Here is a 24,816-nt window from a genome sequence, read left to right on the forward strand (position 1 = left end):
CGCGTTGTGGCTGGTTGGAGGTGAAGTTCACGCCTCGCCGGGTTTGACCAGACCGGTCTCGTAGGCGAGCACCACCGCCTGCACCCGGTCCCGGAGGTCCAGTTTGGACAGGATTCGGCCGAGGTGGGTCTTCACGGTGGCCTCGGACAGGAACAGCTTGCCCGCGATCTCGGTGTTCGACAGGCCCTTCGCCACCAGCACCAGCACCTCGCGCTCCCGCTCGGTCAGCGCGTCGAGCACCGAGGCGTCGCGCAGCTCACCGCCGCCCTCGCCCAGGAAGCGGTCGAGCAACCGCTTGGTGACGCTCGGTGAGACGACCGCATCGCCGCTGGCCACCGACCGCACCGCGCTGACCAGGTTCTCCGGCGGGGTGTCCTTGAGCAGGAATCCGCTGGCCCCGCTGCGCAGCGCCGACAGCGCGTACTCGTCCAGGTCGAAGGTGGTCATCACCAGGACCTTCGCCGCGTCGGTCGCGACGATCCGGCGGGTCGCCTCGACGCCGTCGAGCACCGGCATCCGCACGTCCATGAGCACCACGTCCGGGCGCAGCTTCCCGGCGAGCTCGACCGCGTCCTCGCCGTTGCCCGCCTCGCCGACGACCTCCAGGTCCTCCTGCGCGTCGAGCACCATCCGGAATCCCATGCGCATGAGCTCCTGGTCGTCCACCAGCAAAACCCGAATCATGTCCCCGACCGTAGCGCTGCCGGTCCTGCCCGGCGGTCCGGGGAGCGGGTGCCCGGACCGGGGCGAGCGGCTGCGGTTCGGCGCGGGCCCGGGGTGTCGTAGCGGCCGCTCACGGGGGTTCGAGGGGCAGCACGGCGTGGACCCGCCAGCCGCCGCCGGGGCGGGGGCCGGCTTCCAGGGTTCCGCCGTAGACCACCGCTCGTTCCCGCATGCCGATCAGGCCGTTGCCGCCCGAGGCCAGGTCGCTGGGCAGCGATGCGGTTCCGGCGTCGACCACCTCGATGTCGATGCACCGGCCGTCGTTGACCGCGCGGACATCGGCCTTCGCACCGGTTCCGCCGTGCTTGACCACGTTGGTCAGCGACTCCTGCACGATGCGGTACACGCTGAGCCCGATCCCGGCGGGCAGGCCGGTGAAGTCGCCGGTCAGCTCCAGCGAGGTGGTCACGCCGAGCGCGCGCACCCGGTCGACCAGGTCGTGCAGGTTGGCCGCGGTGGGCTGCGGGATGCGGTCCGGTTCGTGCTCGCCGGGATTGCGCAGGACGCCGAGCAGTCCGCGCAGCTCGCTGAGCGCCTCCCGGCCGGTGGCGCTGATCGTCTGCAGCGCCCGCTCGGCGAGCTCCGGCTTCTTGCTCATCGCGTAACCGGCGCCGTCGGCCTGCGTCACCATCACGCTGATCGAGTGCGCCAGGACGTCGTGGATCTCCCGGGCGATGCGGTTGCGCTCCTCGGCGACGGCGATGCGGGCCTGCTGGTCGCGCTCGAACTCCAGGTTGCGCAGCCGCCGCTCCACTTCAGCGAGGTAGGCGCGGCGCGCTCCGATGAACGCGCCCAGCGCCCAGCAGAAGCCGACCAGCATCACGAAGAACATGATCTGGACGATCAGCAGCTGGGCCAGGTCGTCCGTCGGCTCCAGGCCGATGAACAGCTCGACCAGGAACAGCACGCCGACCAGCAGCGTGTACAGGGCTCCGACGCGCCGGGTGGTGTAGGCGACCAGCGTGTAGATCATCACGCACTGGACCAGGGCACCGACGACGGCGTCCTCCTGCACGGCCACCAGGACCGCCGATGCCAGCAGCGCCGCGTAGGCCGACCGGATCGGCCAGACGCGCCGGAACGCGATCGGGACGGTCACCAGCAGGTGGACCGGGAGCAGCAGCCAGAACATCAGGCGGTTCTGCTCGCTCTGGGAGCCGGTCTCGGCGACCTGCAGCAGCAGCATGAAGGCGGCGATCGCGCCGTCGCCCACCACTGGATGCGCCTGCAACCACAGGCTCAGTTTCCGCACGCGCCCGAGCCTAGAGCGGTCCGACCTGCGGTGACGTCATGCCAGCGGCTCGATTCGGGTCAACCTGTGGTCGTACGTGCGCCCCCGCGGGCGGGTCGCTGCGTGGCAGGATGTAGCGGCGCAGAGCGCGCAGTTGGCATCGGCATCGAGAGGTCCGGGTTGAGCACGGCATCCGAGCAGCACTGGCCAGGCCCGCTGTCCGCTGCGGTCGCCCGGTTGTGCACCGGGCTGCAGCCGCAGGTGTCCGAGCAGACCGCGGCCGGTTTCGCGGAAGTGCTGCGCCGGTTGTCCGCGCCGCTGCAGGTGGCCGTCGCGGGGCGGATCAAGTCCGGCAAGTCGACGCTGGTGAACGCGCTGATCGGCCGCCGGGTGGCGCCCACCGACGTGGGCGAGTGCACCCGGCTGGTGACCCGCTTCCAGTACGGCACGGTCGACCGCGTCGAGGTGATCTTCCGCGACGGCACCAAGCAGGCGGTGCCCTTCGACGCCGACGGCGGCATCCCCGCCGACCTGGGCGTGGACATCGACAAGGTCTCGCACCTGGAGGCCTACCTGACCAACGCGGTCCTGCGCGATCTGACGGTGATCGACACCCCCGGGCTCGGTTCGCTGGACGCCGCATCGGTGGCGCGCACCGAGGAGCTGCTAGGTGCGGGCAAGGACGCCGACGGCGAGCTGGACCCGGTGTCGCGCAACGCCGTCGCCGGGGCCGAAGCCGTGCTGTACGTGGTCACGCAGGGCGTCCGCGCTGATGACGAGCACGCGCTGGCGTCGTTCACCGCCGCCACGGCCAGCCGCGAAGCCGGGCCGGTCAACGCGATCGCGGTGCTGAACAAGGCCGACACCATCGAGGCGAGCACGGTGGACGGCGCGGGCGAGGACGTGTGGAAGGCCGCCGCGCTGCTCGCCGAGAAGCAGGCCGACCTGCTCAAGCCGAAGGTCGCCGACGTGCTGCCGGTGATCGGCCTGCTCGCCGAGACCGCGGAATCGGGCGCGTTCACCGCCAACGACGCCGAAGCCCTGCGCGAACTGGCCAAGCTCGACGAGGCGACCCGCGAGACGCTGCTGATGTCGGCGGACCTGTTCACCAGCTGGGAGTGCGACGTCCCGGCGGGCACCCGAACCCGCCTGCTGGAGCGGATGGACCTCTACGGGATCCGCAGCGCGCTGGAGGCCATCGACGCGGACCCGGAGATCACCGCGGGTGCGCTGCGTCGCCGGCTGCTGGACTCCTCCGGGCTGGCTTCGGTGCTGCAGCGGCTGGACACCGTGTTCCGCGCGCGGGCGGACGGGATCAAGGCCGCGGCCGGGCTGGCTTCGGTGACCGCGCTCTCGCACTCATCGGGAGACCCGGGCGAGCGGCAGCGGGTGCACGACGCGATCGAGGTGCTGCTGGCCAAGCCGGAGGCCCACCAGCTGCGCGTGCTGGAGGCGCTGACGCTGGTCGCGGCGGGTGCGGTGACGATGCCCGCGGACCTGGCCGAGGAGGTGATGCGGGTCGGCAGCAGCACCGACGCGGGTGAGCAGCTCGGCCTGCCCGGGCGGCACCGCAAGGAGCTGACCGACTACGCCCTGGAGCGGGCGAACTGGTGGCGCTCGTTCTCGTCGTTCGGCGCCACTCCGGCGCAGAGCCGCATCGCGCACGTGGTGCACCGGGCCTACTTCCTGCTCTGGCAGCAGCTGCGCTCGGGGTGAACGGGATGTGGGGCTGGCGGCGCAAGAATTCACCTGAAAGTGGAACCGGTCAGGTTGCCGGCACGTCTGAGACCGAAGAGGGCACTTCGGACGTGGAGTTGGGGACAGACATGACCGCCGTGACCGCGGATCCGCTCGGCCAGGCGCTCGCCGAGCGCGCGACCTTGATCCAGCTCTGCATGTACGCCCTGGACAGGGCCCGCAGCACGGGAGTCGTGGAGCGGCTGGCCGAAGGCCTCAGCGGAATCGGCGTGGCCCCGCTGCGCCCCGACGGCACCCGCTTCGACCCGGCGCTGCACGAGGCTGGCGGCACGCTGCCCACCGACGATCCCGCCCTGGACGGGGTGATCGCGGAGACCGAGGTGCTCGGCTTCGCCGACCGCGACCGGATCCTGCGCGCTCCGATCGTGACCGTCTACCAACTCCGCAAGCAGTAACCCGCCGAAGTCGACGCCGCCCCGGGCGATGGCGGGTTTGCGGAAGTGGTTCCCGGGGGTGCGGACGGTCGGGGAGAATCCGGTGGTTCGACCGGATCGCGGGAAAGGAGCTGGGCGCGCATGACGGCACCCGGCGTTGCGGTGGCTGCGGCTCTTCCGCAGCAGGTCAAGCAGACCAGGGACAAGCTCATCGGGCTGCTGCGGGAGGTCGACCCGGACGCCGCCGAGTGGGTCGAGCAGGTCCGGCGCGGCCGCCCCCGGACGCCCAGCGTCGTCGTGGTCGGCGAGACCAACCGCGGCAAGAGTTCGCTGGTCAACGCGATCCTCGCGCACCCGGGGCTGTCCCCGGTGGACGCCGACGTGGCCACCGCCACCTACCTGCAGTTCGAGCACGGCGAGCAGTGGGCGGCGCACGCCTGCTACCCGGGCCAGCAGGATCCGGTGGCCTTCGACCTCGCCGAGCTGGCGAACTGGACCAGCGTGGGCCGCGATCTGCCCGAAGGTCAGCTGCCGCCGCGCTACGTGCGGATCACCGCGCCGCTGGAGGCGCTGGCCAAGGTCGCCGTGGTGGACACGCCGGGCGTCGGCGGGCTGGACGAGATGCACGGCGAGCTGGCGATGGAAGCCGCCGCCTCGGCGACGGCGCTGCTGTTCGTCGTCGACGCCTCCGCCCCGTTCACCCGCGGCGAGCTGGAGTTCCTGCAGAAGACCGGGGAACGGGTGGAGACGGTGGTCTTCGCGCTGGCCAAGACCGATCAGTACCGCGGCTGGCGGCAGGTCCTGGAGGCGAACCGGAAGCTGCTGGTCGAGCACGCGCCGCGGTTCGCCGAAGTGCCGATCTTCCCGGTGTCGGCGCGGTTGCAGGAGATGGCCGCGAAGGCGCCGAGCGAGCAGGCGGCGGAGATGCTGCGGGAGAAGTCCGGCATCGCGGAGCTCCGCAGCGAGCTGGAACGGCTGATCGGCGGCCGCTCCGCGATGCTCGGCGAGGCCAACACGATGCGCGCGCTGTCCACTGTGCTCGGTGAGCAGGTGGTGAAGCTGGAGGGCGAGAAGCGGGCGCTGACCGTCGGCGAGGACGAGGCGGAGTCGCTGCGCGCCCGCCGCGACGAGCTGTCCGCCTCCCGGCGCTCGTCGACCCGGGGCTGGCAGGTCAGGCTGCGCGGCGAGGTGCAGCGCACCCGGGTGGAGACCAGCCACGAGGTGACCCGCCAGGTCCGCGAGGTGCAGAACTGGTTCCGCCGCGCCATCGACGCCGCCGACCGCCAGCAGCTGGCCGAGCTGCCCCGCCAGGTGGACGTGGCGTTGCAGATGGCCTCCACGCGCGTGGCGGCGGCGCTGTCCGCGCGGCTGGCCTCGGTCGCCGAGCAGTCGTTGAAGGAGCTGTTCTCGGCGGAAGAGCTCGACGTGATCCGCTCCCAGTTCGCCCGCGGCGCGCAGGCCCCGATCGCGCTGCGCCCGCCGGACAAGCGCCCGCCGACGGCCGAGGACAAGCTCCTGGTGTTCATGGGCGTCTCCGGCGGCCTCGGCGTGGGGCGTGCGGCGGCGATGCCGCTGGCGGGCCTGGGGATCGCGGCGCTGAACCCGGTGGTGCTGCCGGTGACGATCGTGCTCGGTCTCGGCGCGGGCTGGTGGATGGCCCGGACCCGCAAGCACGCGGCGGACAAGCAGCACCTGAAGCAGTGGCTGACCGAAGCGATCGCCGACGCCCGCTCCGCGCTCGACCAGCTGGTGGCCGAGCAGCTCATCGAGGCCGAGCAGCAGCTCTCGCTGGCGCTGGACGACGCGCTGACCAAGCGGATCGAAGCGATCGAGGCGGAGCTCCGCGAGGTGGACAAGGCGTTGAAGATGGACGCCGCGGAACGCAGCCGCCAGCTCCAGACGGTCAACCGCCGCCTCGCGGAAGCCACCAGCGGCCGCGAACGAGCCGAAGCCCTCCTGGCCAACATCCGCAACCTCCGCGACACCTGAGCATGCTGAAGGGCACCGCCTGAGCGGGCAGCTCAGGCGGTGCCCTTCGGCTGGTCAGCGGCGGAGGGCGAAGGCGCCGGGGCCGAAGGCGGCGAGGAGCAGGAAGACCCAGGAGTACATGGCCGCCGGCTCGCCGCCGTTGTGCATCGGCATCAGGGCCATCGGGGCGTGGTGGACGAAGTAGGCGTAGGCCATCACGCCGGAGAGCAGGAAAGCGGCGGTGCGAGTGCCGAAACCGGCCAGCACGCACGCGGAGCCGACGACCTCGATCAGGCTGGCCCACCAGCCCGGCCACTCGCCGAAGGCCATCGCCAGGCCCGCGCCGTCGATGCCACCGAAGAAGCCGAAACCCTGCAGGCCGTGGCAGAGGAACAGGAATCCCATCACGATGCGGAAGAGCCCGAGCACGATCGGGCGGGCGCGGTCGGCGTTGGCGGCGACGGTGGTGGTGGTCTTGGGGGCGGTCTGGATGCTCATGGCGGGTGTTCCTCTCCGGGGCTCTTGAGGCGCTTTCACCCATGCGTCGAAGAAGACCGGCCCGGATCGACACGAACCCCAGAACTTTTCAAAAAATCTTCGCGACGCTGTTCTCCCTGGTAGATGCGCTGGAAGTCGACACCGATGGGCGCTTGGGAACTTCCGGGAGCACCGCCAGGATCGGAGGCGTGCTGATTCCGCGTGCGGTTGCTGTGGTCGTCGACGGGCGGCGTGCTCTGGTCATCAAGCGCTACCTGCGGCGCGAGTCGGCCGCGGCGTGCGCGATGTGCGGGAACGCGCGGACGTCGGGCTGTCCCGGGCACCACTACGCGGTCTTGCCCGGCGGGCACGTCGAGGACGGGGAGTCGGCGGAAGACGCGGCGGTGCGGGAGCTGGCTGAGGAGACCACGCTGCGGGCGCGGATCGACCGGCTGCTGTGGACCGGGCGGCACAACGGGCGTCCTGCCTCGTACTTCCTCATGGCGGACGTCGCCGGGGCCGCTGTCCTGTCCGGCTCGGAGGCCCAGGAGCACAGTCCGGACAACAGCTTCGAGCTGCTGTGGGCGAGTGCGGACGAGTTCGAACGCCTGAACCTGCACCCGGCCGACATCAGAGCGCCCCTCGCCCGGCTGCTGGGCCGGTAGCTCGTGGGCTTCGGCGCTCCACGGCCCGCCGGGCCGGGCGAAAACCCATCGCGCGGTGGCGGCCCGGGCTGACAACCTCCGCGCATGACTTCAGCGGAAGTGCTGCTCATCGGAGGCCGGGCCGGTGTCGGCAAGACGACCGTGGCGTGGGAGGTCTCCGCACTCCTGCGCCGAGCGGCGGTCTCCCACGCGATCATCGACGGCGATTTCCTGGGCCAGGTGCACCCGGCCCCGGACGACGACCCCGACCGCTCGGAGATCACCGAGCGGAATCTGGCCGCGGTGTGGGCGAACTTCGCGCAGCGCGGCTACCACCGCCTCGTCTACACGAACACCGCATGCGTGCTGCCGTCGGAGGCCGGGTTGTTCGTTCGCGCCTTGGGCACGGATGTGCGGGCCACCAGGGTCCTGCTCACCGCGACCGACGCCACGGCTCGGGAGCGGCTGACCCGTCGGGAGCTCGGCTCGGAGCTGGCGCAGGAGCTGGCGGGCAGCGCGCACAAGGCGCGTGTCCTGGACGCGGGTGTCTGCCCGGAAACGATCCGGATCCCCACGGACGGCCGGTCGGTCTCGGCGATCGCCGAGGAGGTGCTGTCGGCCACCGGCTGGACCTGCGGATGACCTAAGTGGGCATAGGTGGGCGGTGGCGGGCACCTTCAGGCGAGTGACCTGAAGGTGCCCGTCACCGGGTCAGCGCCAGACGGCCACGACCGAGGGGCGGGGTTGAGTTGTTCCGCCGTCGGGCCAGTGGGAGACGGGGTTGTCCGCGTTGGCTCCGTCGACTTCGCCGGGGTGCTGGGCGGAGACCATGATCAGGTCCTCCTCGACGATCGGGCCGCAGGCCTCCGCGCCGCGGGGCACGGACAGGAACTGCATCACGTGGCCTCGGTGCGGTCCTTCCAGCGGGACCGCGTAGAGGCCGTCGTTGGCGCCGAGGGCTTCCGAGGAGTCCGTGCTGATCCAGAGGTTGCCGTGGCCGTCGAAGGTCACGTTGTCCGGGCAGGAGATCGGGCTGACCTGCGACTTGTCGAAACCGCCGAAGTAGGTGGCGGGATCCTCCGGGTCACCGCAGACCAGCAGCAGGCGCCAGGAGAAGCGGTCGCCCACCGGGTCGTCGTCGAGCTCCAGGACCTGGCCGTGCTTGTTGGCGGTGCGCGGGTTCGGCTCGTCGGCGGGCGCCTTGCCGTCCGGGCCGCGGTCGGAGTTGTTGGTCAGCGCGGCGTAGACGCGACCGGTCTTCGGGTGCGGTTCGACGTCCTCGGGGCGGTCCATCTTCGTCGCGCCGACCTGGTCGGCGGCCAGCCGGGTGAAGACGTAGACCTCCTCGGCGGTCATCCCGTCCACGAAGCTGGTGTCGTTGTGCGCCAACGGGATCCACTCGCCGGTGCCGTCGAACTCGCCGTCGGCCGGGAGCTTGCCGCTGCCGTCGATCTCGCCGGGGCTGTCGCCGGTGAGCTTGGCGACGTAGAGCGTTCCCGAGTCCAGCAGCGACATGTTGTGCCTGCGGGCGTGCGCGCTGGCACCGCGCTTCATCCTGCCGTCGGAGACGAAGCGGTAGAGGTACTCGAACTTCTCGTCGTCGCCCATGTACGCGACGGCTCGGCCGTCGTCGGTGAGGCGGATGTTCGCGCCCTCGTGCTTGAACCGGCCGAGCGCGGTGTGCTTGACCGGCGTCGACTCCGGGTCGTAGGGGTCGAGCTCGATGATCCAGCCGAACCGGTTCGGCTCGTTGACCTGCTCGGTGAGGTCCCAGCGGGAGTCGAAGCGCTCCCACTTGCGCTCGCTGGCGGCGCCCTTGATGCCGTAGCGGGCCAGGCGCTGCTGGGTGGCCGGGTCGGTGACCTGGTCGGCGTTGGCGAAGTAGAAGTGGATGTTCTCCTCGCCGGAGAGGATGGTGCCCCACGGCGTCACGCCGCCGGAGCAGTTGTTCATGGTGCCGAAGGAGCGGGTGCCGGTCGGGTCGGCGGGGGTCTTGAGGTGGTCGCTTCCCGCGGCCGGTCCGCGCAGCTCGAACGGCGTGTTGAGGGTGATCCGGCGGTTGAGCCGGTCCAGCACGGGTTTCGGTGCGCCGTCACCGGTTTCGAGCACCACCACGGACAACCCGTGCGCCGCCCAGGCGATCCGGACCTGCTGCTCGGTGGGGTTCTCCGGGTCGTAGCCGCGGAAGAGGAACTCCTCGGTGGTGTACTCGTGGTTGTTCACCATCAGCCGCCGCTTGCCCTTGAGCGGGAGCAGAGCGCAGAAGTCGTTGTTGTAGCCGAACTGGGCTTCCTGCGCCTCCGGCGTCTGGGCGTCGAAGTCGAATTCCGGGGCGCCGGGCAGGATCGGATCGCCCCAGCGGATCACGATGTCGTGCTGGTAGCCGTCCGGGACGACCACCGCGTCCGCGCTGTTCGGCTGCACCGGGGTGAAGTCCAGGCCCGGAGGCGGTCCGGGCTCGGCGGCGGCCGAGCGGGTGCCGAGCCCGGGGAGCACGGCGGCCGATGCCGCGACCACAGCACCTGCCCGCAGCAGCCCGCGCCGGTTCAGCGCGGTGGCCAGCAGGTCGCCGAAGTACGGATTGTCCGTGGTGTTCGGCGGATGCTCGGCGCACTGGTCTCCGCAGCGGTACCGGCAGGTCAAGCGCGCCCGGCCGGTGGAGAGCAGTGGCAGGAGTCGACGTTCGTCCGGCTGTGGTGGCACCGGTACCTCCAAGCAGTTCGAGAAACGGCTTGGAGCGTATGCCAAGGTGAACGAATAGCAAGAGATGCGGGAAAAACAGGTGAATTCCCGACAGTTGCTTGCCCGGAGCGAGGCACCGCGGGAAGTCGAGCTGCAGCAGGCCGTCGTCAGGCGCTGTCGGTGCGGCGTTGCCGGAGGCTGGTGAGCCACCTGTACGCGACGCCGAGCGCGATGGCCTGGACGACGGCACCGACGACGACACCGACCCACGGGGACGGGGAAGGAAGCGGCAAGAACAGCAGCGAGGTCGGGGCCGTGATCAGGAATCCCCATACAGGGGCGAAGCTGGCGTCCTGGTGCTCCACGAGCAGCACGTCCACGCCGATCCAGCCCCACACGACGACCACGACCGCCAGATAGCCCAAGGCGACCGGATTGAGCAGGCCGTGGCGCAACGTCATGGCGGGGGAATGCTGGGGTGCCATGGTGAATCTCCTGAAGACCGGGGACTCTGGGCCTCAACGATCTTCCCACCGTGAAATGGGCAGCAGCATGGGCGAAAGTACTCATCTCCGGCTGCGCTACCTCTTGAACACCTCGGGAAGCCGGGCTTCATCACCGGCGTTCATCGGTCGACATTCCTCGAATCAGCGCGCAATTGCGTGTGCGAGGCGGATAATTCCTGGTCAGCCACCAAGCGGCCATGAGCGAACTCGTCGCCGTGGGGGCGAACAGGTGGAATGTGCTGTCGTCCGTGCTGTTCGGCTGGTACCTCCAAGCAGTTGGACGACTTTGGAGCGTATGCCAGGGTGCGGGAAAAGCAGGTGGGTTCCCGGCAGGATCTTGCTCAGCGCGGGCTCGCCTGCCGGGATGGCGAACGGACCGCTCACCTCGTCGGGCGAGGCGAACGGTCCGTCCGGGGATGGGACTCTCAGAACTCCTCGCCGACCAGGGCGGCTTCGGCCGGGACCTGGTGGGCGTCGCCCTTGGTGCGCAGTTCCAGGGAGAGCAGGCCGGCCGCGATCACGCACAGCACCGCGCCCACGGCGAACGGCGCGTGGTTCGAGCCGAAGAGGGTGGCGATGTGCCCGACCACGGTGGCCGCGACCGCGCCGCCGAGCCAGCGCAGGAAGTTGTAGCCCGCGCTGGCGACCGGACGCGGCGCGTCGCTGATGCTCATCGCGGAGCCGGTGAACAGGGTGTTCAGCAGGCCGGAGGCCAGTCCGCTGAGGATCACCGCGACGACCACCACCGGCTTGGATCCGACGGCCATCGCGCCGAGCAGGACGGCGAAGGACAGCACCGCGATGATGGTGCCGCCGACCTCGCCGAAGCGGGCCGCCAGCCGCGGCGCCAGGAACACCCCGGCGAAGGCGACGCACAGGCCCCAGCCGAAGAACACCAGGCCGACCGCGATCGCGCCGAACTCCAGGACGAACGGCGACCAGGCCAGCACGATGAAGAACGCGGCGGTGTAGAAGGCCGATCCCAGCGCGGTCCGCAGCAGGCCGCCGTGGCCGAGCGCGCGGATCGGGTCCAGCAGCCGGACCTTGGCCCGCTCGGAGCGAGGGCCGTCCTTCGGCAGGAAACCGGCGGACAGGATCAGCGCGATCGCCATCAGCACCGCGGTCCCGGCGAACGGCCCGCGCCAGGAGATGTTGCCCAGCAGCGCGCCCAGCAGCGGTCCGGTGGACAGGCCGATGCCCAGCGCCGCCTCGTAGAGCATGATGGCGGCCCCTTGACCGCCGCTGGCGGCGCCGACGATCACCGACAGCGCGGTGGCGATGAAGAACGCGTTGCCCAGGCCCCACACCGCGCGCAGCGCGACGAGCTCGCCGATCGAGCCGGCGAGCGCGCACAGCACCGTGGCGATCACGATCAGCACCAGCCCGGTGACCACGGTCCGCTTCGGGCCGAAGCGGGCGCTGAACGCGCCGGTGATGAGCATCGCCACGACCTGCACGCCCAGGTAGGACGAGAACAGCAGCGTGACCTGCTCGGGGCCGGCGCGCAGCGCTTCGGCGATCGAGAGCAGGATCGGGTCGACGAGCCCGATGCCCATGAACGCGATCACGGCGGCGAAAGCGGTGATCCACACCGCTTTGGGCTGCCCCTTGAACACATCGAGAAACCGAACGTCATGCCCGGCGCTCATCGGCCGACACCCCTCGCAACAGGTAGCAGTTTCGTTTGCAATGCTAACAATATTTGGTTAGCACACCAAACGAACATGAGCGGGCTCACCTGCGCAAGGGGCCGACCAGCTGAAATGTGCCGGTTCGGGGCAAGGCGGGGTGCTGGCCGCGGTGGGCGATACCTCCTCTCGGTGTTGTGCGGGGTGGCTGGCCGCTTCGACGGGCGAGGCGGCCAGCCCGGTCATCAGGCACCCAGCCCGGTGCGAGCCGCCGTCGCGATCACCTCCTCGGGGTGGTGCTCGGCGATGACGGTGAGCACTTCGGTCGCGCTGGAGTGCTCGCTGCCGGCGATCTCGGTGATCAAGGACAGCTGGTCGGACGCCGGATGCCTGCCGAACTCGGTGAGGAACAGCTCGATGTCCTCGTCCAGCGCGGCGGCCATGCCGTCCAGCGCGCACAGCAGCTCGTCGCCCAGCCGGAGTGCGGCATCGGTGCTCGACGGCCTGGCCTGCAGCCACACGCGCGCTGCCGGGCCCGCCACCGGATCGTCGATCAGCTCGCGCGCCGCAGCCACGCCCTCCGCTCCGGTGTGCTCCAGGACGGCCAGCGCCGACAGCCGGACCGTCGGGTCGTCGACCCGGCGCAGCAGGGCCGCCAGCTCACCGCTCGCCTGCCGGGTGCCCCGCTGCTCGATCCACCGCCCGATCAGCACCGGCTGCACGTCGGCCGGGGTGTCGGTGAGGGCCAGGGCCAGCAGCTCCGCTGGGGCGGATGCCAGATCGTCCACCGAGGGAACCCGGAACCCGAAGGCGCGCAACGATTCCCGCGCCGCCCACAGACCCGCTGGCAGCAGCTCGACCTCGACCTCGCCCGGCGCGGTGGTGTGCGTGCGGATCGCCTGCATCGACTCCCACTGGGCGAGCACCTGGCCGACGACATCGCGCACCGCCTCCTGCGCCGCGGGCTCCGCCTCGTCGAGCAGGTCGCAGGTCATCGACACGATCAGCTCCAGCGGCACCGCGTCGGTCCGCGCGTACAGCACGCTCAACGCCGCCTGCACGATCTCAGGCAGCGCGTCGGCGCCCTCGGACAGCACGTCCAACCGCTCCCGGAAGACGTCGTCCACCAGCACGAACCGCTGCCACAACCGGCTCCACAGCAGCTCCGGCCGGGCCAGCAGCGGGTCGGCGATCAGGGTGCGCACCAGCAGGTCTCCGGCCGGGCGGACCAGGCCGGCCCGCTCGGCCCACTCCAGCAGCAGATCGGCGTCCTCGGCGTGACCGCCCAGCGCCGCCACCAGTTCGTCCACATCGGACGGATCGCGGCCGTCGCCGATCCACTCCAGCACGGTGTGGATCAGCTGCACCACCGGCGATCCCGCCGCGATCGCCCGGTGCGGTTCGAGCTCGGTGAGCTCCACCGGTGGCAACCACAGCGCGGGCTGATCGCCCGGCTCCAGAGCTTCGCGGCGCTCGATCTCCTCGAGCACGTCGTGGTCCACGTCGACCTCGTCGGCGTCCACCGCGGCGAAGAACTCCGCCACGGCCTGCGGGTCCTCGGTGTCCACGCCGAGCTCCCGCATCGTGATCGACCAGAACTTCTCCGAGCTCCACTCGGCCGGTTCGGCCATCGCGATCAGGTGGTCCGGGGTGGCCCGCTCCACCGCCTCGTGCAGCTCGGAGACCGTGTTCGGGCCGGTCAGCAGGTCGTTCTCGGCGAGGAAGCCGATCCACTGGTGCAGGAAGTCCGGTGCCAGCGACCAGTCCGCCAGCACCGACCGGCGCGGCACCACCGCCACCAGGAACCTCGCCAGCTCCTCCTCGGACCACCAGGCCAGCAAGCCGTCCCTGGCGAACTTGTCGGTCAGCAGCTGGTCGAGCAGCTCGGTGGCGTCCAGCTCGGGGCGGCTGCGGCCGAACCGGGCGATCAGCTCCTCCCGGGCGGCCTCGAACCGGTCGGCCTCGCCGTGGATGAAAACGGTGCGCATGGGGTGCTCCTCTTCGCTCAGGTGTGCGGATCACCTCGAAGAGTAAGTACGGAGCACGGGGAACCCGGGTAGCGCAAGCAGGGTTCTGCACGTGTGTCGGGACCCTCTATCGGGTGAAGTTCGTGGGGGCATCGGTATGGCCGTCGGTACTTGTCCCGCTTCGGGCACCAGGGCCATTGGTCCATGCTTCCGCTGCGTCCGACGCGGATGCGCACCGCTCCAGCAGTGGCGCACCACCGCGAAGGACCTGCCCGGCAGCCCCGGAAGCGACTCCGCCGCCCCGGTTCCGGCCCACCCGGCCGGCGCGGTGGGGCGGACTGCCGGCACAGCCGCAACAGGGAGGAGGTCCCGGCGACCGGACGAGAGCAACTGCTCATCGTCCGGCCTCCCGTCAGCGAGGTGGGTGCCACCCGTCCGACAGGCGGCAACGGCGCCGCCGCCACCCGCCTCGCTGAACCCCACCGCGGCGTCCCCCGTCCCCCGATACCAGAAGGCCCTCGAACCGCCCCATGTCCAGCCATTCCGAATTCCACGCAGCGGGCTGGCGGGTCGACCACGACCCGCGCACCGACCGAACCACGATCCTCGTCGGCGACCGGGTCAGCGCCCTCCGCGCACCTGCCGGTTTCGCCGCCCACGTGCACCACGTGCTGGCCGTGCACCTGCAGGCCGGGCCGGTGCTCGCCGACGGATCGGACTGGGTGCTGTTCACCCAGCCCGAGCCGGGCGCTGAGATGCCGGTCGACCTGACCGAGCTCACGACCATCCCGAACGGCACCCGGCTCGAAGTGCCGCCGCTGGCCGACTCGCGCTGGATCACCCCGCCGCGCCTCGGCCTCTCGGCACCCGCGCACCAGGTGGTCTGCTCCGCGACCCGCCGGGCCATGCTAACCACTCCGCGCGCGGCTGCTTGAGCGGCTGGTCCGGGTCCGCGTCGCATCACGCCTGCTCGGCGACCCACACCGCGATCTGCGCGCGCGAGGTGACGCCGAGCTTGGCCATGATGTGCTCGATGTGGCTGTCCGAGGTCCGCTTGGAGATCACCAGCTGCTCGGCGATCTGCCGGTTCGACAGCCCCTGCGCCACCAGCGCCGCCACCTCGCGCTCGCGCGGCGTCAGCCGCACCGACGCGTCCATCGCGGGCGCCGGGTGCCGCTCGCCGAGCGCGAACCGGACCAACTCGTCCAATGTGGACTCCGAGCCCCGGCGTCGCGCGGCGCGCAGGTCTGCGGTGGGCAGCGCGTTGCGGATCCGCGCTTCGGTCTCGGCATGCCAGGTCAGGTACGGGCGCAGGCCGAACAGGTAGCTGCCGATCGGCTGCCACAGCCGGCTCACCGCGGCGCTCAGCTGCGCGGCCCGGGCGGCCCGGCCCTGCCCCGCGGCCACCCAGGACTCGATCTCGACGGCCAGCAGCACGCCGAGCACATCGCCGAAGAGCTGTTTGATCCGCAGGCATTCGTGCAGGTGGGACACGGCGGCGTCGAGGTCGCCCTGCTGCCAGCGGATCAGCCCGAGGACCAGCTCGCACCACGACCGCGCCCACTTCTCGCCGTGCTCCGCGCAGATCTCCTGGCACCTCCGGCACAGGTCGAGCGCGCGCGGGAGATCGCCGTGGAAGACGTGCAACGACGCCAGACTCGCCATGCTGATCATCGCGAGCCCGTCGTGGAGCATGACCTCCTCCTGCTCCAGCGCTTCGGTGAACCGCTCCATCGCGGCCTCGGGCTGGTCGCGGCTCATGTCGATGAGCCCGGCGATGTGCGGGACCAGGCCCAGCACCGCGTCCGCCCGCACCTGGCGGGCCACATCCTGGCCCTCGGCCAGCAGGTCCAGCGCCGTGCCGGAATCCCCCTGCCAGCCGCTGATCAGCGCGTCCACCAGCAGCGCGCGGGCTCGCTGCGGGCTCGGTTCGGGGGAGGACTGCAAGGCCTCGCCCAGCCAGGAGACGGCTTCCCTGGGAGTACCGCCCGCGAGCCAGAAGAACCGCAGCGCCGCTGCCATGCGCAGGGCGTCGTCGGCTTCGCCGGGTTCGTTGCAGCAGAACCTCAGCGCACCGCGCAGGTTCTCCCGGTCCAGCCGCAGCCGCACCAGCCACTCCACCTGGTCCGGCCCGAGCCACTCGGCGTCGACGCGTTCGGCCAGCAGCAGGAAGTGATCGCGGTGGCGGCGGCGCAGCACCAGTTCCTTGGTGCCGCCGCCGAGCCGCTCGCGGCCGTACTCCTGGATCGTCCGCAGCAGCCGGTAGCGAGTGCGCGCGTGCTGCGGATCCTCCTTGACCAGCACGGACTTCTCGACCAGCCCGGCCACTCCGACGAAGACGTCCTCCACGGTCACGCCGTCGCCGACGCACACCGCCTCGGCGGCCTCCAGCTCGAAGCCGTGCGCGAACACCGACAGCCGCGCCCACACGGACTGCTCCACCGGCGAGCACAGGTCGTAGCTCCACTCGACCGCCGCCCGCAGCGACTGGTGGTGCGGTGATGCGCTGCGATCGCCCCAGGTCAGCAGCCGGTACCGGTCGGTGAGCCGGGCCAGGACCTCCGACACCGACAGCGACCGCATCCACACCGCGGCCAGCTCGATCGCCAGCGGCAGCCCGTCCAGCTGCTGGCACAGGCGGACCACGTCGGCTTCGTTGTCCGGCCCGATGGTGAAGCCGGGCAGCACCGCCGACGCCCGGTCGGCGAACAGCTCCAGCGCCTCGTGGCCGACGGCCCGCCGCACCACCCGGCCCTGCTGGTCGAGCTGCGGCATCGACAGCGGCGGCACCGACCACACCTGCTCACCGGCGATCGCCAGCGGCGCCCGCGAGGTGACCAGGACGCGCAGTTCGGGAGCTGCCGCCAGCAGCCCGCTGACCAGCGGTCCGCACTCGTCGAGCAGGTGCTCGCAGCCGTCCAGCACGATCAGCATCCGCTTGTCGCCCAGGCGCTCGGCCAGCAGCTCCTCGGCCGCTGCGGGCGGGGTTCCGCGCAGGCCGAGACTGCTCACCAGCACCTGCGCGAGGTTGCCGTGCGCGGGGATCTCGGACAGCTCCACCAGCCGGATGCCGTCGGGGAAGGCGCGGCGCAGATCGCGCGCGACGCGGGTGGCCAGCCGCGACTTGCCGACTCCGGGCACTCCGGTGAGGGTCACCAGTCGCGAGGTCGACAGCAGCCGCTTGACCTGCGTGATCGCTCCGCGCCGACCGACGAAGCTCGTCAGGTCGTCGGGAATCCTGCCCACCCGTCGGGTTGTCATGCCAGACCACCCGCACTCACCGGAAGTACGTCGCGTCCGAGTGTAGGCCCGCCGCGACCCGCGTTCACCCGATGAGGTAAGTCCAGAGCACGACAGGGCAGCGATGTTGGACGTGCTCGGCCGATCAGGCGGTTTCAGCGATCGGAGGAGGCCAGCGCGAGGCCGGTCCGGTGCGCGGCGGTGAAGTCCTCGTCGACGAACACCACTTCGCGTCCTTCCCTGGCCAGCAGCGATGCCGCCACCGCGGCGCGGTAACCGGCGCTGCAGTGCACCCACACCACGCCGTCGGGCAGTTCGTCGGAGCGGTCGCGCAGCTCGAACAGCGGGATGTGCGCGGCACCCCGCAGGTGGCAGGTGCGCCACTCGCGGCGCATCCGAACGTCCAGCACCACCGTTCCCGGCCCTGCCTCGGCGAGATCGGCGAAGGTCGCCGACGGCAGGCCGCGCACCAGGCTCGGGTCCGGTGCGAGCTCGTCCGGGCTGCCGACCGCGGCGGTCGTGCGGTCCAGGCCGATGCGCGCCAGCTCGCGCTTCGCGGCGGCGATCTGCTCGGCCGTCTCGCCCAGCAGGGTCATCGGCGCGGACCAGTCGGCCAGCCAGCCCAGCCAGTGCGCCAGCGGCCCGTCCAGGCCCAGGCAGAGCGTGCCCGCCAGGTGCGCCCGGGAGAACTCCCGGCGGGAGCGCAGGTCGATCACCCACTCGCCGGTGCGCAGTCGCCGAGCCAGCTCCGCAGGCCGCAGCCGGATGGGTTCGCGCAGATCGACCGGGTCCGGCCCGCTCCGGTTCCGGGCGCTCAGCCGCGCGTAGTAGCCGGGGACGGGATCCAGCGAGGTCAGGGCTTGATCGACGAAGGCGTCCTCGTCGAGGTGGAACGCGGCGTTGACCTTCAGCTGCTGGCCGATGGTCGCGTTGTCGCCGTGCGTCGGCCAGACCTGAGCCGAGCCGGGCAGGAGTTCGGCGAGCTTGCGCACCGAGGCGTGCTGCAGCCGGGCGAGGTCCTCGCTGTGCTGCGGGCCGAGCAGATCGGTGCGCCCGGTCGAGCCGGAAAGCAGCGAGTCGCCGGTGAACACGCCGATCGCGCCGTCGGCGTTCTCCAGCACGAAGGACAGGTGGTGGAAGGTGTGCCCGGGCGTGGCCAGCACGCGCAGCCGCAGCTGCGGCGACACCTCCAGCACATCGCCCTCCACCAGCGGCCGCGCGTGAGACACCTGGTCGGCCGCCGCGAGGCCGTACTCCGCGCCGGTCAGCCGGCACAGCTCCAAGCCACCGGAGAGGTGGTCGTGGTGCAGGTGGGTGTCCAGCACGTGCGTGATGCGGACTCCGCGACGGCCCGCGGCGGCGAGGAAGCGGTCGACATCGCGGACCGGGTCGATCACCACCGCTCGCCCGTCGTCGCAGACCAGGTAGCTGCGGGCGCCCAGCGAGGCGGTCTCGACGGTTTCGACCTCGACCATCAGGCAGGTTTCTCGTCCCGGCTGTGGACCTGGGCCGGCGGGTGCGTGGCCTCCACGGCGGTGAACTCCTCCAGGATCTTGTAGTGATGCTCTGCGCCCTTCGGGATGATCCACGAGTCCCCGGGCTGCAGCAGCACGACCTGGCCTTCGCTGTGCAGCTCCGCGCGGCCGCTGATCACGTAGCCGGCGGTCTCGTAGTCCCTGGCGGCCGATTCCTTCTCCAAGCCGGGCGGTTCACCGCGCCACAGCCGCATCGCCAAGCCGACGCCTTCGGCGAGGTAGTACTGGCCCTGCGTGCCGCGTGGCGAGTGCGCGCCGTCCACCTTGATGATCGTGGTGTCGCTCATCGGATCCACCTCTCGCGGGTGCCCCGATTCTCCCGCCGGTGTCGCGGCGGGGCAGCGCGATCAGGCCAGCACCGCGGCGGCCAGCACCACGCCGACCACCCCGGAACCGATGCCGGCCAGCACCGTTCCGAGCACGTTGAGCACCGCGTACAGCCGCGCGCCGTCGGCCAGCAAGCGCACGCTCTCGTAGCCGAAGGTGCTGAAGGTCGTCAGCGCCCCGCAGAACCCGACGCCCACCAGCGCCTGCAACTCCGGCGACTCCAGGCCGAACAGCGCTGCGCCGGTGAGGATGCCGAGGATCAGGGAGCCGACCGCGTTGACCGTCAAGGTGCCCCACGGGAAGCCGGTGTCGTGCCGGGCCTGGACCCAGCGATCGGTGAGGAAGCGCAAGCAGGCGCCGAGCGCGCCGCCGATCGCGACCAGTGCGAAGGTCACCGCTGCTCCCGTCCGGCGTAGCGGATCACCTCGACCTCGTCGAGCAGCACCAGACCCTCGGTGACCAGCTCGTCGAGCTCGGGCAGGAAGTCCCGCACCCGCTGCTCGTCGTCGACGATCACCACCGCGATCGGCATGTCCTCGCTCAACGACAGCAGCCGCGCGGTGTGGATCGCCGAGGACGCGCCGAAGCCCTCCACGCCGCGGAACACCGAAGCTCCTGCCAGCCCGGCTTCCCGCGCCCTGCGCACGATCTCGTGGTAAAGCGGTTTGTGCTGGTAGGTGTCGGTCTCACCGAAGATCGCGGTGAGCCGGACGGCCTGGCCGCGCAGCCGCATCAGCGATTCCCCCTCCCGAGCGCACCGGCCACCGATCGCGCGCCGAGCACGCCGGCGGCCACCGCGAGCAAGCAGGCCAGCACGGTGCCCGCCAGGTAGACCAGGGCGAGCGCGGCACGGCCGCCGAGCACCAGGTGCACCGCGTCGGCGACGTAGGTGGAGAACGTGGTGAACCCGCCCAGCACCCCGACGCCCAGGAACGGACGGACCAGCCGGTGCGCGGCGACCAGGTCGGTGATCACGAACATCAGCACGCCGATGGCCAGGCAGCCGACCACGTTGACCACGAACGTCGACAGCGGGCCGGGCCAGGCCAGGTAGGCGCCGTAGCGCAGCACCGAGCCGATGGCGCCGCCCGCGGCGACCGCGGCGAGCACGTCCCACGGCGGACGCGTCCGGGGCTTGCGGGCCGGGCGCAGCTCGGCGGGGAAAGCGGACCCCATGACTCCTCCCGCACGTACTCGGCCTGTGCCCGAACGGTACTCGGGCCCTGCCCTCGGAGCCCGTGCCCCGGTGGTTCCACCGCGCAATTTCAATGGAAATCAGGTGTCCGATTTCAATTGAAATTGCGGACCTTCGGCGCGTCGGGCGCCCGACACGCCGGTGGTGCGCCGGTGACACGCCGGTGGTGCGCCGGTGGTCGTGCGATTTCAATTGAAATCAGACGTGCGATTTCCATTGAAATTGCACGGGTCTCCACGACCCAACGGGTTCTGGCCGCATCCTCCGGTGTGCCGGACGTCGGGCACACCGGAGGGGTCGCTGTTTCCGTCGGCGCTGCGGGAAACTACGCCTCGGCTCGGTCGGCGTTGGCGTGGATCGCCGTGCGGACGTAGGCCGCCAGGCCCGGTTCGAGCTTCTCGTAGTGGCTCATGAATCGCTCGTCCGCCACGTACATGTCGCCGAGGCCGCGGTGGATCTCGTACGTGCAGTCGTAGCACCAGCGCGTGATGTGCCGGCGGTGCTCCTCCGCGAGGTCCATGGCCTGTTCGCTGTCCGGGGCCACGCCGGCCTGCTTGGCCCGCGCGAGCCGCTGCCCGACCTCCTGCTGCTCGGCCATGAAGCGCTGCCAGTCCTGCTTTGTGAAGGAGCTCATCCGCTGCTGGGACTGGCGGTACGCGTCGGTGCCGCCCCAGCGCCGCTCGGCCTCCTCGGCGTGGTCGTCCGGGTCGAAATCGCCGAACAGCTCGAACTTCTCCTCCTGCGTCAGCTCGACGCCCATCGTGCTCGCCTCCAGTTCGCGGTCCACCGCCGCGACCACCCGCTGCAGCCGGTCGATCCGCGCCAGCAGCAGTTCGCGTTGCCGCCGCAGGTGTTCGCGGTCGGTGCCGTCGGCGAGGATGGTCGCGATCTCGTCGAGGCCGAGGTCCATCGCCCGGTACCCGAGGATCCGGCGCAGCCGGTCCAGGTCCGCGTCGGAGTAGCTGCGGTAGCCCGCGGCCGTCCGGGCGCTCGGGGTGAGCAGTCCGATCTCGTCGTAGTGGTGCAGGGTGCGCACCGTCGTTCCGGAGATCCGCGCTGCTTCGCCGACCGAGTGGGGCACGGTCCTCACCTCCTCGTCGACGAGCCTGGGGCCTCACGCGACGTGAGGGTCAAGCCGGATTCTGCCGCGTCCGTCCGGGTGAAGCGGAGGTCACCGGAAACCGGCCCTTGGCAGCACCGGCGCCGCGCTCTAGGGTGGCAGAAGTTAAGTAAGCCTTGCCTAAGTCAGGGGTTGCCGATGACGACCACCGAACGTCCGGTCCGCCGCGATTTCGCGCAGCGGCTGCGCGCGGAGACGCGGGCCGAGCACGGCCGCGCGCACGCCCAGCCCTACGTCCGGGCCCTGCTGGCCGGTCAGCTCGGGGCCGAGGACTTCGCGATGCTGCTCGCCCAGCACTACTTCGCCTACGCCGTGCTGGAGGCGGCCGCCGAGCACATGCGCAGCGACCTCGTCGCAGGCCCCTTCGTCAGCGATCGCTTGCGGCGGCTGCCCGCGCTGGAGGCCGATCTCCAGCACTACTTCGGCCGCGGCTGGCGGCGCAAGGTCGCGCCCAGCGCCGCCACCGAGGAGTACCTGGCGCGGATGCGCGAGATCTGCTTCGACTGGCCGGGCGGCTTCGTCGCGCACCACTACACGCGCTACCTGGCCGATCTCTCCGGCGGTCAGGCGATCCGGGCGATCATGGGCCGGAGTATGGACCGCTCGGACGGCGCCGGTTTCGCGTTCCTGACCTTCGAGCAGATCCCGAACGGCCCGCGCTTCAAGGACGCCTACCGCACCCTGCTGGACACTGTGGGCTGGAGTGCGGCGGAGGAGGATCGAATCGTGGCCGAGGTCAAGCGCGCCTACGCGCACAACACGCGCGTCCTCGCCGAGCTCAGCTACCTGCTGATCCCGCGGCAGCGGTGATCCGCTGGCCCTCCCGGGTGGTGTAGCGAAGACCGCCTTGGCAGAAGTTACCGTCAGGTAATACCCTCTTGTTACCGACGAGTAAGGGCTCTAGCCGGGCCCACCCGCAGCAGCGTGCAAGAGGGAGCCTTTCCATGGGCCACTACAAGAGCAACGTACGAGACCTCGAGTTCAACCTGTTCGAGCTGTTCAAGGTGCAGGAACGGCTGGGCAAGGGCGCCTTCGAGCAGTCCGACGAGGACACCGTGCGCGGCGTGCTCACCGAGCTCAACGAGCTCGCCACCGGGCCCCTGGCCGAGTCCTTCGTCGAGGGCGACCGCAACCCCGCCCAGTTCGACCCGGCCACCCACTCGGTGACCCTGCCCGAGGCCTTTAAGAAGTCCTACCAGCAGGTCATGGACGGCGAGTGGTGGCGGCTGAGCCTGCCGGACGAGCTCGGCGGCTACGGCACCCCGCCGAGCGTGATCTGGTCGGCCGCCGAGCTCATCCTCGGCGCCAACCCGGCCGTGTACATGTACATGGCGGGCCCGAACTTCGCGACGATCCTGTGGCGCAACGGCACCGAGGAGCAGCGCCGCTGGGCCGAGCTGATGATCGAGCGCGGCTGGGGCGCCACCATGGTGCTGACCGAGCCCGACGCGGGCTCCGACGTCGGCGCCGGCCGCACCAAGGCGGTCAAGCAGGAGGACGGCTCCTGGCACCTCGACGGTGTCAAGCGGTTCATCACCTCCGCCGACCAGGACATGACCGAGAACATCATGCACCTGGTGCTGGCCCGCCCCGAGGGCCCCGGCATCGAGGCCAAGCCCGGCACCAAGGGCCTCAGCCTGTTCCTGGTGCCCAAGTTCCACTTCGACAGCACCACCGGTGAGCCCGGCGAGCGCAACGGCGTCTACGTCACCAACGTCGAGCACAAGATGGGCCTGAACGCCTCGGCCACCTGCGAGCTGACCTTCGGCCAGCACGGCGTCCCGGCCAAGGGCTGGCTGCTCGGCGAGGTGCACGACGGCATCGCGCAGATGTTCCAGGTCATCGAGTACGCCCGGATGATGGTCGGCACCAAGGCCATCGGCACCCTGTCCACCGGCTACCTCAACGCGCTGGACTACGCCAAGGAGCGCGTGCAGGGCGCCGACCTGACCCGCGCCGCGGACAAGACCGCCCCGCGCGTCACCATCACCAACCACCCCGACGTGCGGCGCATCCTGATGCTGCAGAAGGCCTACGCGGAAGGTCTGCGGTCGGTGTACCTCTACGCCGCGGGCTTCCAGGACCAGGTCTTCCAGGGCCAGCACGAGGGCACCGACTTCAGCACCGCTGAGCAGGTCAACGACCTGCTGCTGCCGATCGTCAAGGGCGTCGGCTCGGAGCGGGCCTACGAGATGCTGACCCTGTCGCTGCAGACGCTGGGCGGCTCCGGCTTCCTGCAGGACTACCCGATCGAGCAGTACATCCGCGACTCCAAGATCGACAGCCTCTACGAGGGCACCACCGCGATCCAGGCGCAGGACTTCTTCTTCCGGAAGATCGTCCGCAACAACGGTGCCGCGCTCGGCCACGTCGCCGCCGAGATCCAGGCGACCCTGGAGGCCGAGGGCGCCGACGAGCGCCTCAAGGAGGAGCGGGCGCTGGTGGCCCGGGCGCTGCAGGACGCCCAGGGCATGCTCGGCACGATGATCGAGTTCCTGACCTCCTCGCAGGAGGACGTCAAGAACATCTACAAGGTCGGCCAGCACGCCGTGTCGTTCCTGATGAGCATGGGCGACCTGCTCATCGGCTGGCTGCTGCTGCGCCAGGCCGAGATCGCCCTGGCGGCGCTGGACGCCGGTGCCTCGGCCAAGGACCAGCCCTTCTACCAGGGCAAGGTCGCGGTGGCCCGGTTCTTCGCCAAGAACGTGCTGCCGGAGCTGACCGGTCGCCGCAAGATCATCGAGGCGGCCGACAACTCCCTGATGGAGATCGACGAGTCCGTCTTCTGAACCATCCGGTGAACCCCCGCTGACCCCGGGCGCAGCCTCCACCCAGGAGCTGCGCCCGGGGTCGTCTCCGGGCTCCGTTTCCCCTGGTCAGGACCCGTGAGTACTTTGTGGCGCTATAGCATCACAAAGTACTCACGGGCCTCCACCTGCCATGAAGCGAGCCGATGACAGGGCTCGCTGCGTCTCAGCCCAGCTCGTAGTCGAAGGTGAAGGGCACCGCGGGGACTCCGTGCTCGGCGGTGTACTCGCCGGTGCCCCGGAGGCCGGTCAGGTCGCCGGTGCCGGAGCCCGGGACGACCTCGAAGGTGCTGCGGATCTTCCCGTCGGTGCCGAAGTGGCCGCGCTCCTGGAGCGCGAACGCGCCCGCGCGGCCGTCCAGGATGCCGCAGACCAGCTGGATCCCGGTGAACGCGCCGGTCAGGTCGCCGCTGTAGACGAGCGTGTACTCGCAGGCGACCTCGGGCGCCTCGATGCCGCCGGTGAAGGTGTTGGTGATGGAGGCGTGCGCGAGCTTCGGGTGCTCGTCCGCGCCGATGGTGCTCTCGTCCCAGCGGGCGACGGTGAAGTGGCCGGTGGTCTGCATGGAATTCCCTTCGATCAGTGCTGCGACCAGCATCGACGGCGTACCTGACATCTCCTGTCAGGTACTGCG

Annotated in this window: 23 protein-coding genes; 8 read left to right on the plus strand and 15 right to left on the minus strand. The window is 70.7% G+C overall.

Annotated features, from left to right (window positions below):
• Positions 1 to 27 precede the first annotated feature (27 nt).
• Complete coding sequence (locus ATL45_RS14030) at positions 28 to 684, minus strand: response regulator (protein WP_093151131.1); 657 nt, start codon at positions 682 to 684, stop codon at positions 28 to 30.
• A gap of 109 nt (positions 685 to 793) precedes the next feature.
• Positions 794 to 1,975: a sensor histidine kinase gene (locus tag ATL45_RS14035; RefSeq protein ID WP_246025338.1), complete on the minus strand. Its 1,182-nt coding sequence runs from the start codon at positions 1,973 to 1,975 to the stop codon at positions 794 to 796.
• Positions 1,976 to 2,134: 159 nt separating this feature from the next.
• Here ATL45_RS14035 and ATL45_RS14040 point away from each other — a divergent pair, with 159 nt between their 5' ends.
• From ATL45_RS14040 to ATL45_RS14050, 3 genes are all read left to right on the plus strand, one after another.
• A complete protein-coding gene (locus ATL45_RS14040) occupies positions 2,135 to 3,670 on the plus strand; it encodes a dynamin family protein (protein ID WP_093151136.1) in 1,536 nt (511 codons plus the stop codon).
• A 5-nt stretch (positions 3,671 to 3,675) separates the two neighbouring features.
• Positions 3,676 to 4,107, plus strand: a complete 432-nt coding sequence (locus ATL45_RS14045; protein WP_177241949.1) for a nucleotide exchange factor GrpE — start codon at positions 3,676 to 3,678, stop codon at positions 4,105 to 4,107.
• 120 nt (positions 4,108 to 4,227) lie between these two features.
• A complete protein-coding gene (locus ATL45_RS14050) occupies positions 4,228 to 6,075 on the plus strand; it encodes a dynamin family protein (RefSeq protein ID WP_093151145.1) in 1,848 nt (615 codons plus the stop codon).
• 54 nt (positions 6,076 to 6,129) lie between these two features.
• On the opposite strand, the gene ATL45_RS14055 is transcribed toward ATL45_RS14050, so the two are convergent.
• Complete coding sequence (locus tag ATL45_RS14055; protein ID WP_093151147.1) at positions 6,130 to 6,552, minus strand: DoxX family protein; 423 nt, start codon at positions 6,550 to 6,552, stop codon at positions 6,130 to 6,132.
• A 188-nt stretch (positions 6,553 to 6,740) separates the two neighbouring features.
• On the opposite strand from ATL45_RS14055, the gene ATL45_RS14060 reads away from it, so the two are divergent.
• The gene (locus tag ATL45_RS14060) at positions 6,741 to 7,196 is read left to right on the plus strand and encodes an NUDIX domain-containing protein (RefSeq protein ID WP_246025339.1); all 456 of its coding nucleotides are present in this window, start codon (positions 6,741 to 6,743) and stop codon (positions 7,194 to 7,196) included.
• A gap of 84 nt (positions 7,197 to 7,280) precedes the next feature.
• The gene (locus ATL45_RS14065; protein ID WP_177241950.1) at positions 7,281 to 7,817 is read left to right on the plus strand and encodes an AAA family ATPase; all 537 of its coding nucleotides are present in this window, start codon (positions 7,281 to 7,283) and stop codon (positions 7,815 to 7,817) included.
• Between the two features lie 69 nt (positions 7,818 to 7,886).
• On the opposite strand, the gene ATL45_RS14070 is transcribed toward ATL45_RS14065, so the two are convergent.
• The 4 genes from ATL45_RS14070 to ATL45_RS14085 form a co-directional block, all read right to left on the minus strand.
• The gene (locus ATL45_RS14070; protein WP_093151150.1) at positions 7,887 to 9,878 is read right to left on the minus strand and encodes a PhoX family protein; all 1,992 of its coding nucleotides are present in this window, start codon (positions 9,876 to 9,878) and stop codon (positions 7,887 to 7,889) included.
• Between the two features lie 146 nt (positions 9,879 to 10,024).
• Complete coding sequence (locus ATL45_RS14075; protein ID WP_093151153.1) at positions 10,025 to 10,342, minus strand: SCO4225 family membrane protein; 318 nt, start codon at positions 10,340 to 10,342, stop codon at positions 10,025 to 10,027.
• Positions 10,343 to 10,788: 446 nt separating this feature from the next.
• Positions 10,789 to 12,012: an MFS transporter gene (locus ATL45_RS14080; protein WP_093151157.1), complete on the minus strand. Its 1,224-nt coding sequence runs from the start codon at positions 12,010 to 12,012 to the stop codon at positions 10,789 to 10,791.
• Between the two features lie 224 nt (positions 12,013 to 12,236).
• A complete protein-coding gene (locus ATL45_RS14085; protein WP_093151160.1) occupies positions 12,237 to 13,979 on the minus strand; it encodes a hypothetical protein in 1,743 nt (580 codons plus the stop codon).
• A gap of 509 nt (positions 13,980 to 14,488) precedes the next feature.
• On the opposite strand from ATL45_RS14085, the gene ATL45_RS14090 reads away from it, so the two are divergent.
• The gene (locus ATL45_RS14090) at positions 14,489 to 14,893 is read left to right on the plus strand and encodes a hypothetical protein (protein WP_093151163.1); all 405 of its coding nucleotides are present in this window, start codon (positions 14,489 to 14,491) and stop codon (positions 14,891 to 14,893) included.
• Positions 14,894 to 14,918: 25 nt separating this feature from the next.
• Here the strand turns inward: ATL45_RS14090 and ATL45_RS14095 are convergent, their stop codons facing one another.
• From ATL45_RS14095 to ATL45_RS14125, 7 genes are all read right to left on the minus strand, one after another.
• Positions 14,919 to 17,219 (minus strand): LuxR C-terminal-related transcriptional regulator, encoded by a 2,301-nt coding sequence (locus tag ATL45_RS14095; protein WP_246025340.1) that lies wholly within the window; start codon positions 17,217 to 17,219, stop codon positions 14,919 to 14,921.
• 134 nt (positions 17,220 to 17,353) lie between these two features.
• The gene (locus tag ATL45_RS14100) at positions 17,354 to 18,673 is read right to left on the minus strand and encodes an MBL fold metallo-hydrolase (RefSeq protein ID WP_093151168.1); all 1,320 of its coding nucleotides are present in this window, start codon (positions 18,671 to 18,673) and stop codon (positions 17,354 to 17,356) included.
• Complete coding sequence (locus tag ATL45_RS14105) at positions 18,673 to 19,020, minus strand: cupin domain-containing protein (RefSeq protein WP_093151170.1); 348 nt, start codon at positions 19,018 to 19,020, stop codon at positions 18,673 to 18,675. Before ATL45_RS14105 ends, ATL45_RS14100 begins: the two co-directional genes overlap by 1 nt.
• A gap of 60 nt (positions 19,021 to 19,080) precedes the next feature.
• Positions 19,081 to 19,455: a fluoride efflux transporter CrcB gene (crcB, locus tag ATL45_RS14110; protein ID WP_093151175.1), complete on the minus strand. Its 375-nt coding sequence runs from the start codon at positions 19,453 to 19,455 to the stop codon at positions 19,081 to 19,083.
• A complete protein-coding gene (locus ATL45_RS14115) occupies positions 19,452 to 19,793 on the minus strand; it encodes a DUF190 domain-containing protein (protein ID WP_211841224.1) in 342 nt (113 codons plus the stop codon). Before ATL45_RS14115 ends, crcB begins: the two co-directional genes overlap by 4 nt.
• Positions 19,793 to 20,236: a fluoride efflux transporter FluC gene (locus ATL45_RS14120; RefSeq protein WP_093151177.1), complete on the minus strand. Its 444-nt coding sequence runs from the start codon at positions 20,234 to 20,236 to the stop codon at positions 19,793 to 19,795. Before ATL45_RS14120 ends, ATL45_RS14115 begins: the two co-directional genes overlap by 1 nt.
• 344 nt (positions 20,237 to 20,580) lie before the next feature.
• Complete coding sequence (locus ATL45_RS14125) at positions 20,581 to 21,336, minus strand: MerR family transcriptional regulator (protein ID WP_093151180.1); 756 nt, start codon at positions 21,334 to 21,336, stop codon at positions 20,581 to 20,583.
• A 177-nt stretch (positions 21,337 to 21,513) separates the two neighbouring features.
• Here ATL45_RS14125 and ATL45_RS14130 point away from each other — a divergent pair, with 177 nt between their 5' ends.
• Positions 21,514 to 22,185, plus strand: coding sequence for a biliverdin-producing heme oxygenase (locus ATL45_RS14130; RefSeq protein ID WP_093151184.1), 672 nt, complete (start codon positions 21,514 to 21,516; stop codon positions 22,183 to 22,185).
• A 134-nt stretch (positions 22,186 to 22,319) separates the two neighbouring features.
• Complete coding sequence (locus ATL45_RS14135; RefSeq protein WP_093151189.1) at positions 22,320 to 24,164, plus strand: acyl-CoA dehydrogenase; 1,845 nt, start codon at positions 22,320 to 22,322, stop codon at positions 24,162 to 24,164.
• Between the two features lie 184 nt (positions 24,165 to 24,348).
• Here ATL45_RS14135 and ATL45_RS14140 read toward each other — a convergent pair whose 3' ends face one another.
• Positions 24,349 to 24,747, minus strand: a complete 399-nt coding sequence (locus ATL45_RS14140) for a DUF3224 domain-containing protein (RefSeq protein ID WP_093151593.1) — start codon at positions 24,745 to 24,747, stop codon at positions 24,349 to 24,351.
• Between the last annotated feature and the right edge of the window lie 69 nt (positions 24,748 to 24,816).

This window comes from Saccharopolyspora antimicrobica (assembly GCF_003635025.1).
Classification (GTDB): domain Bacteria; phylum Actinomycetota; class Actinomycetes; order Mycobacteriales; family Pseudonocardiaceae; genus Saccharopolyspora; species Saccharopolyspora antimicrobica.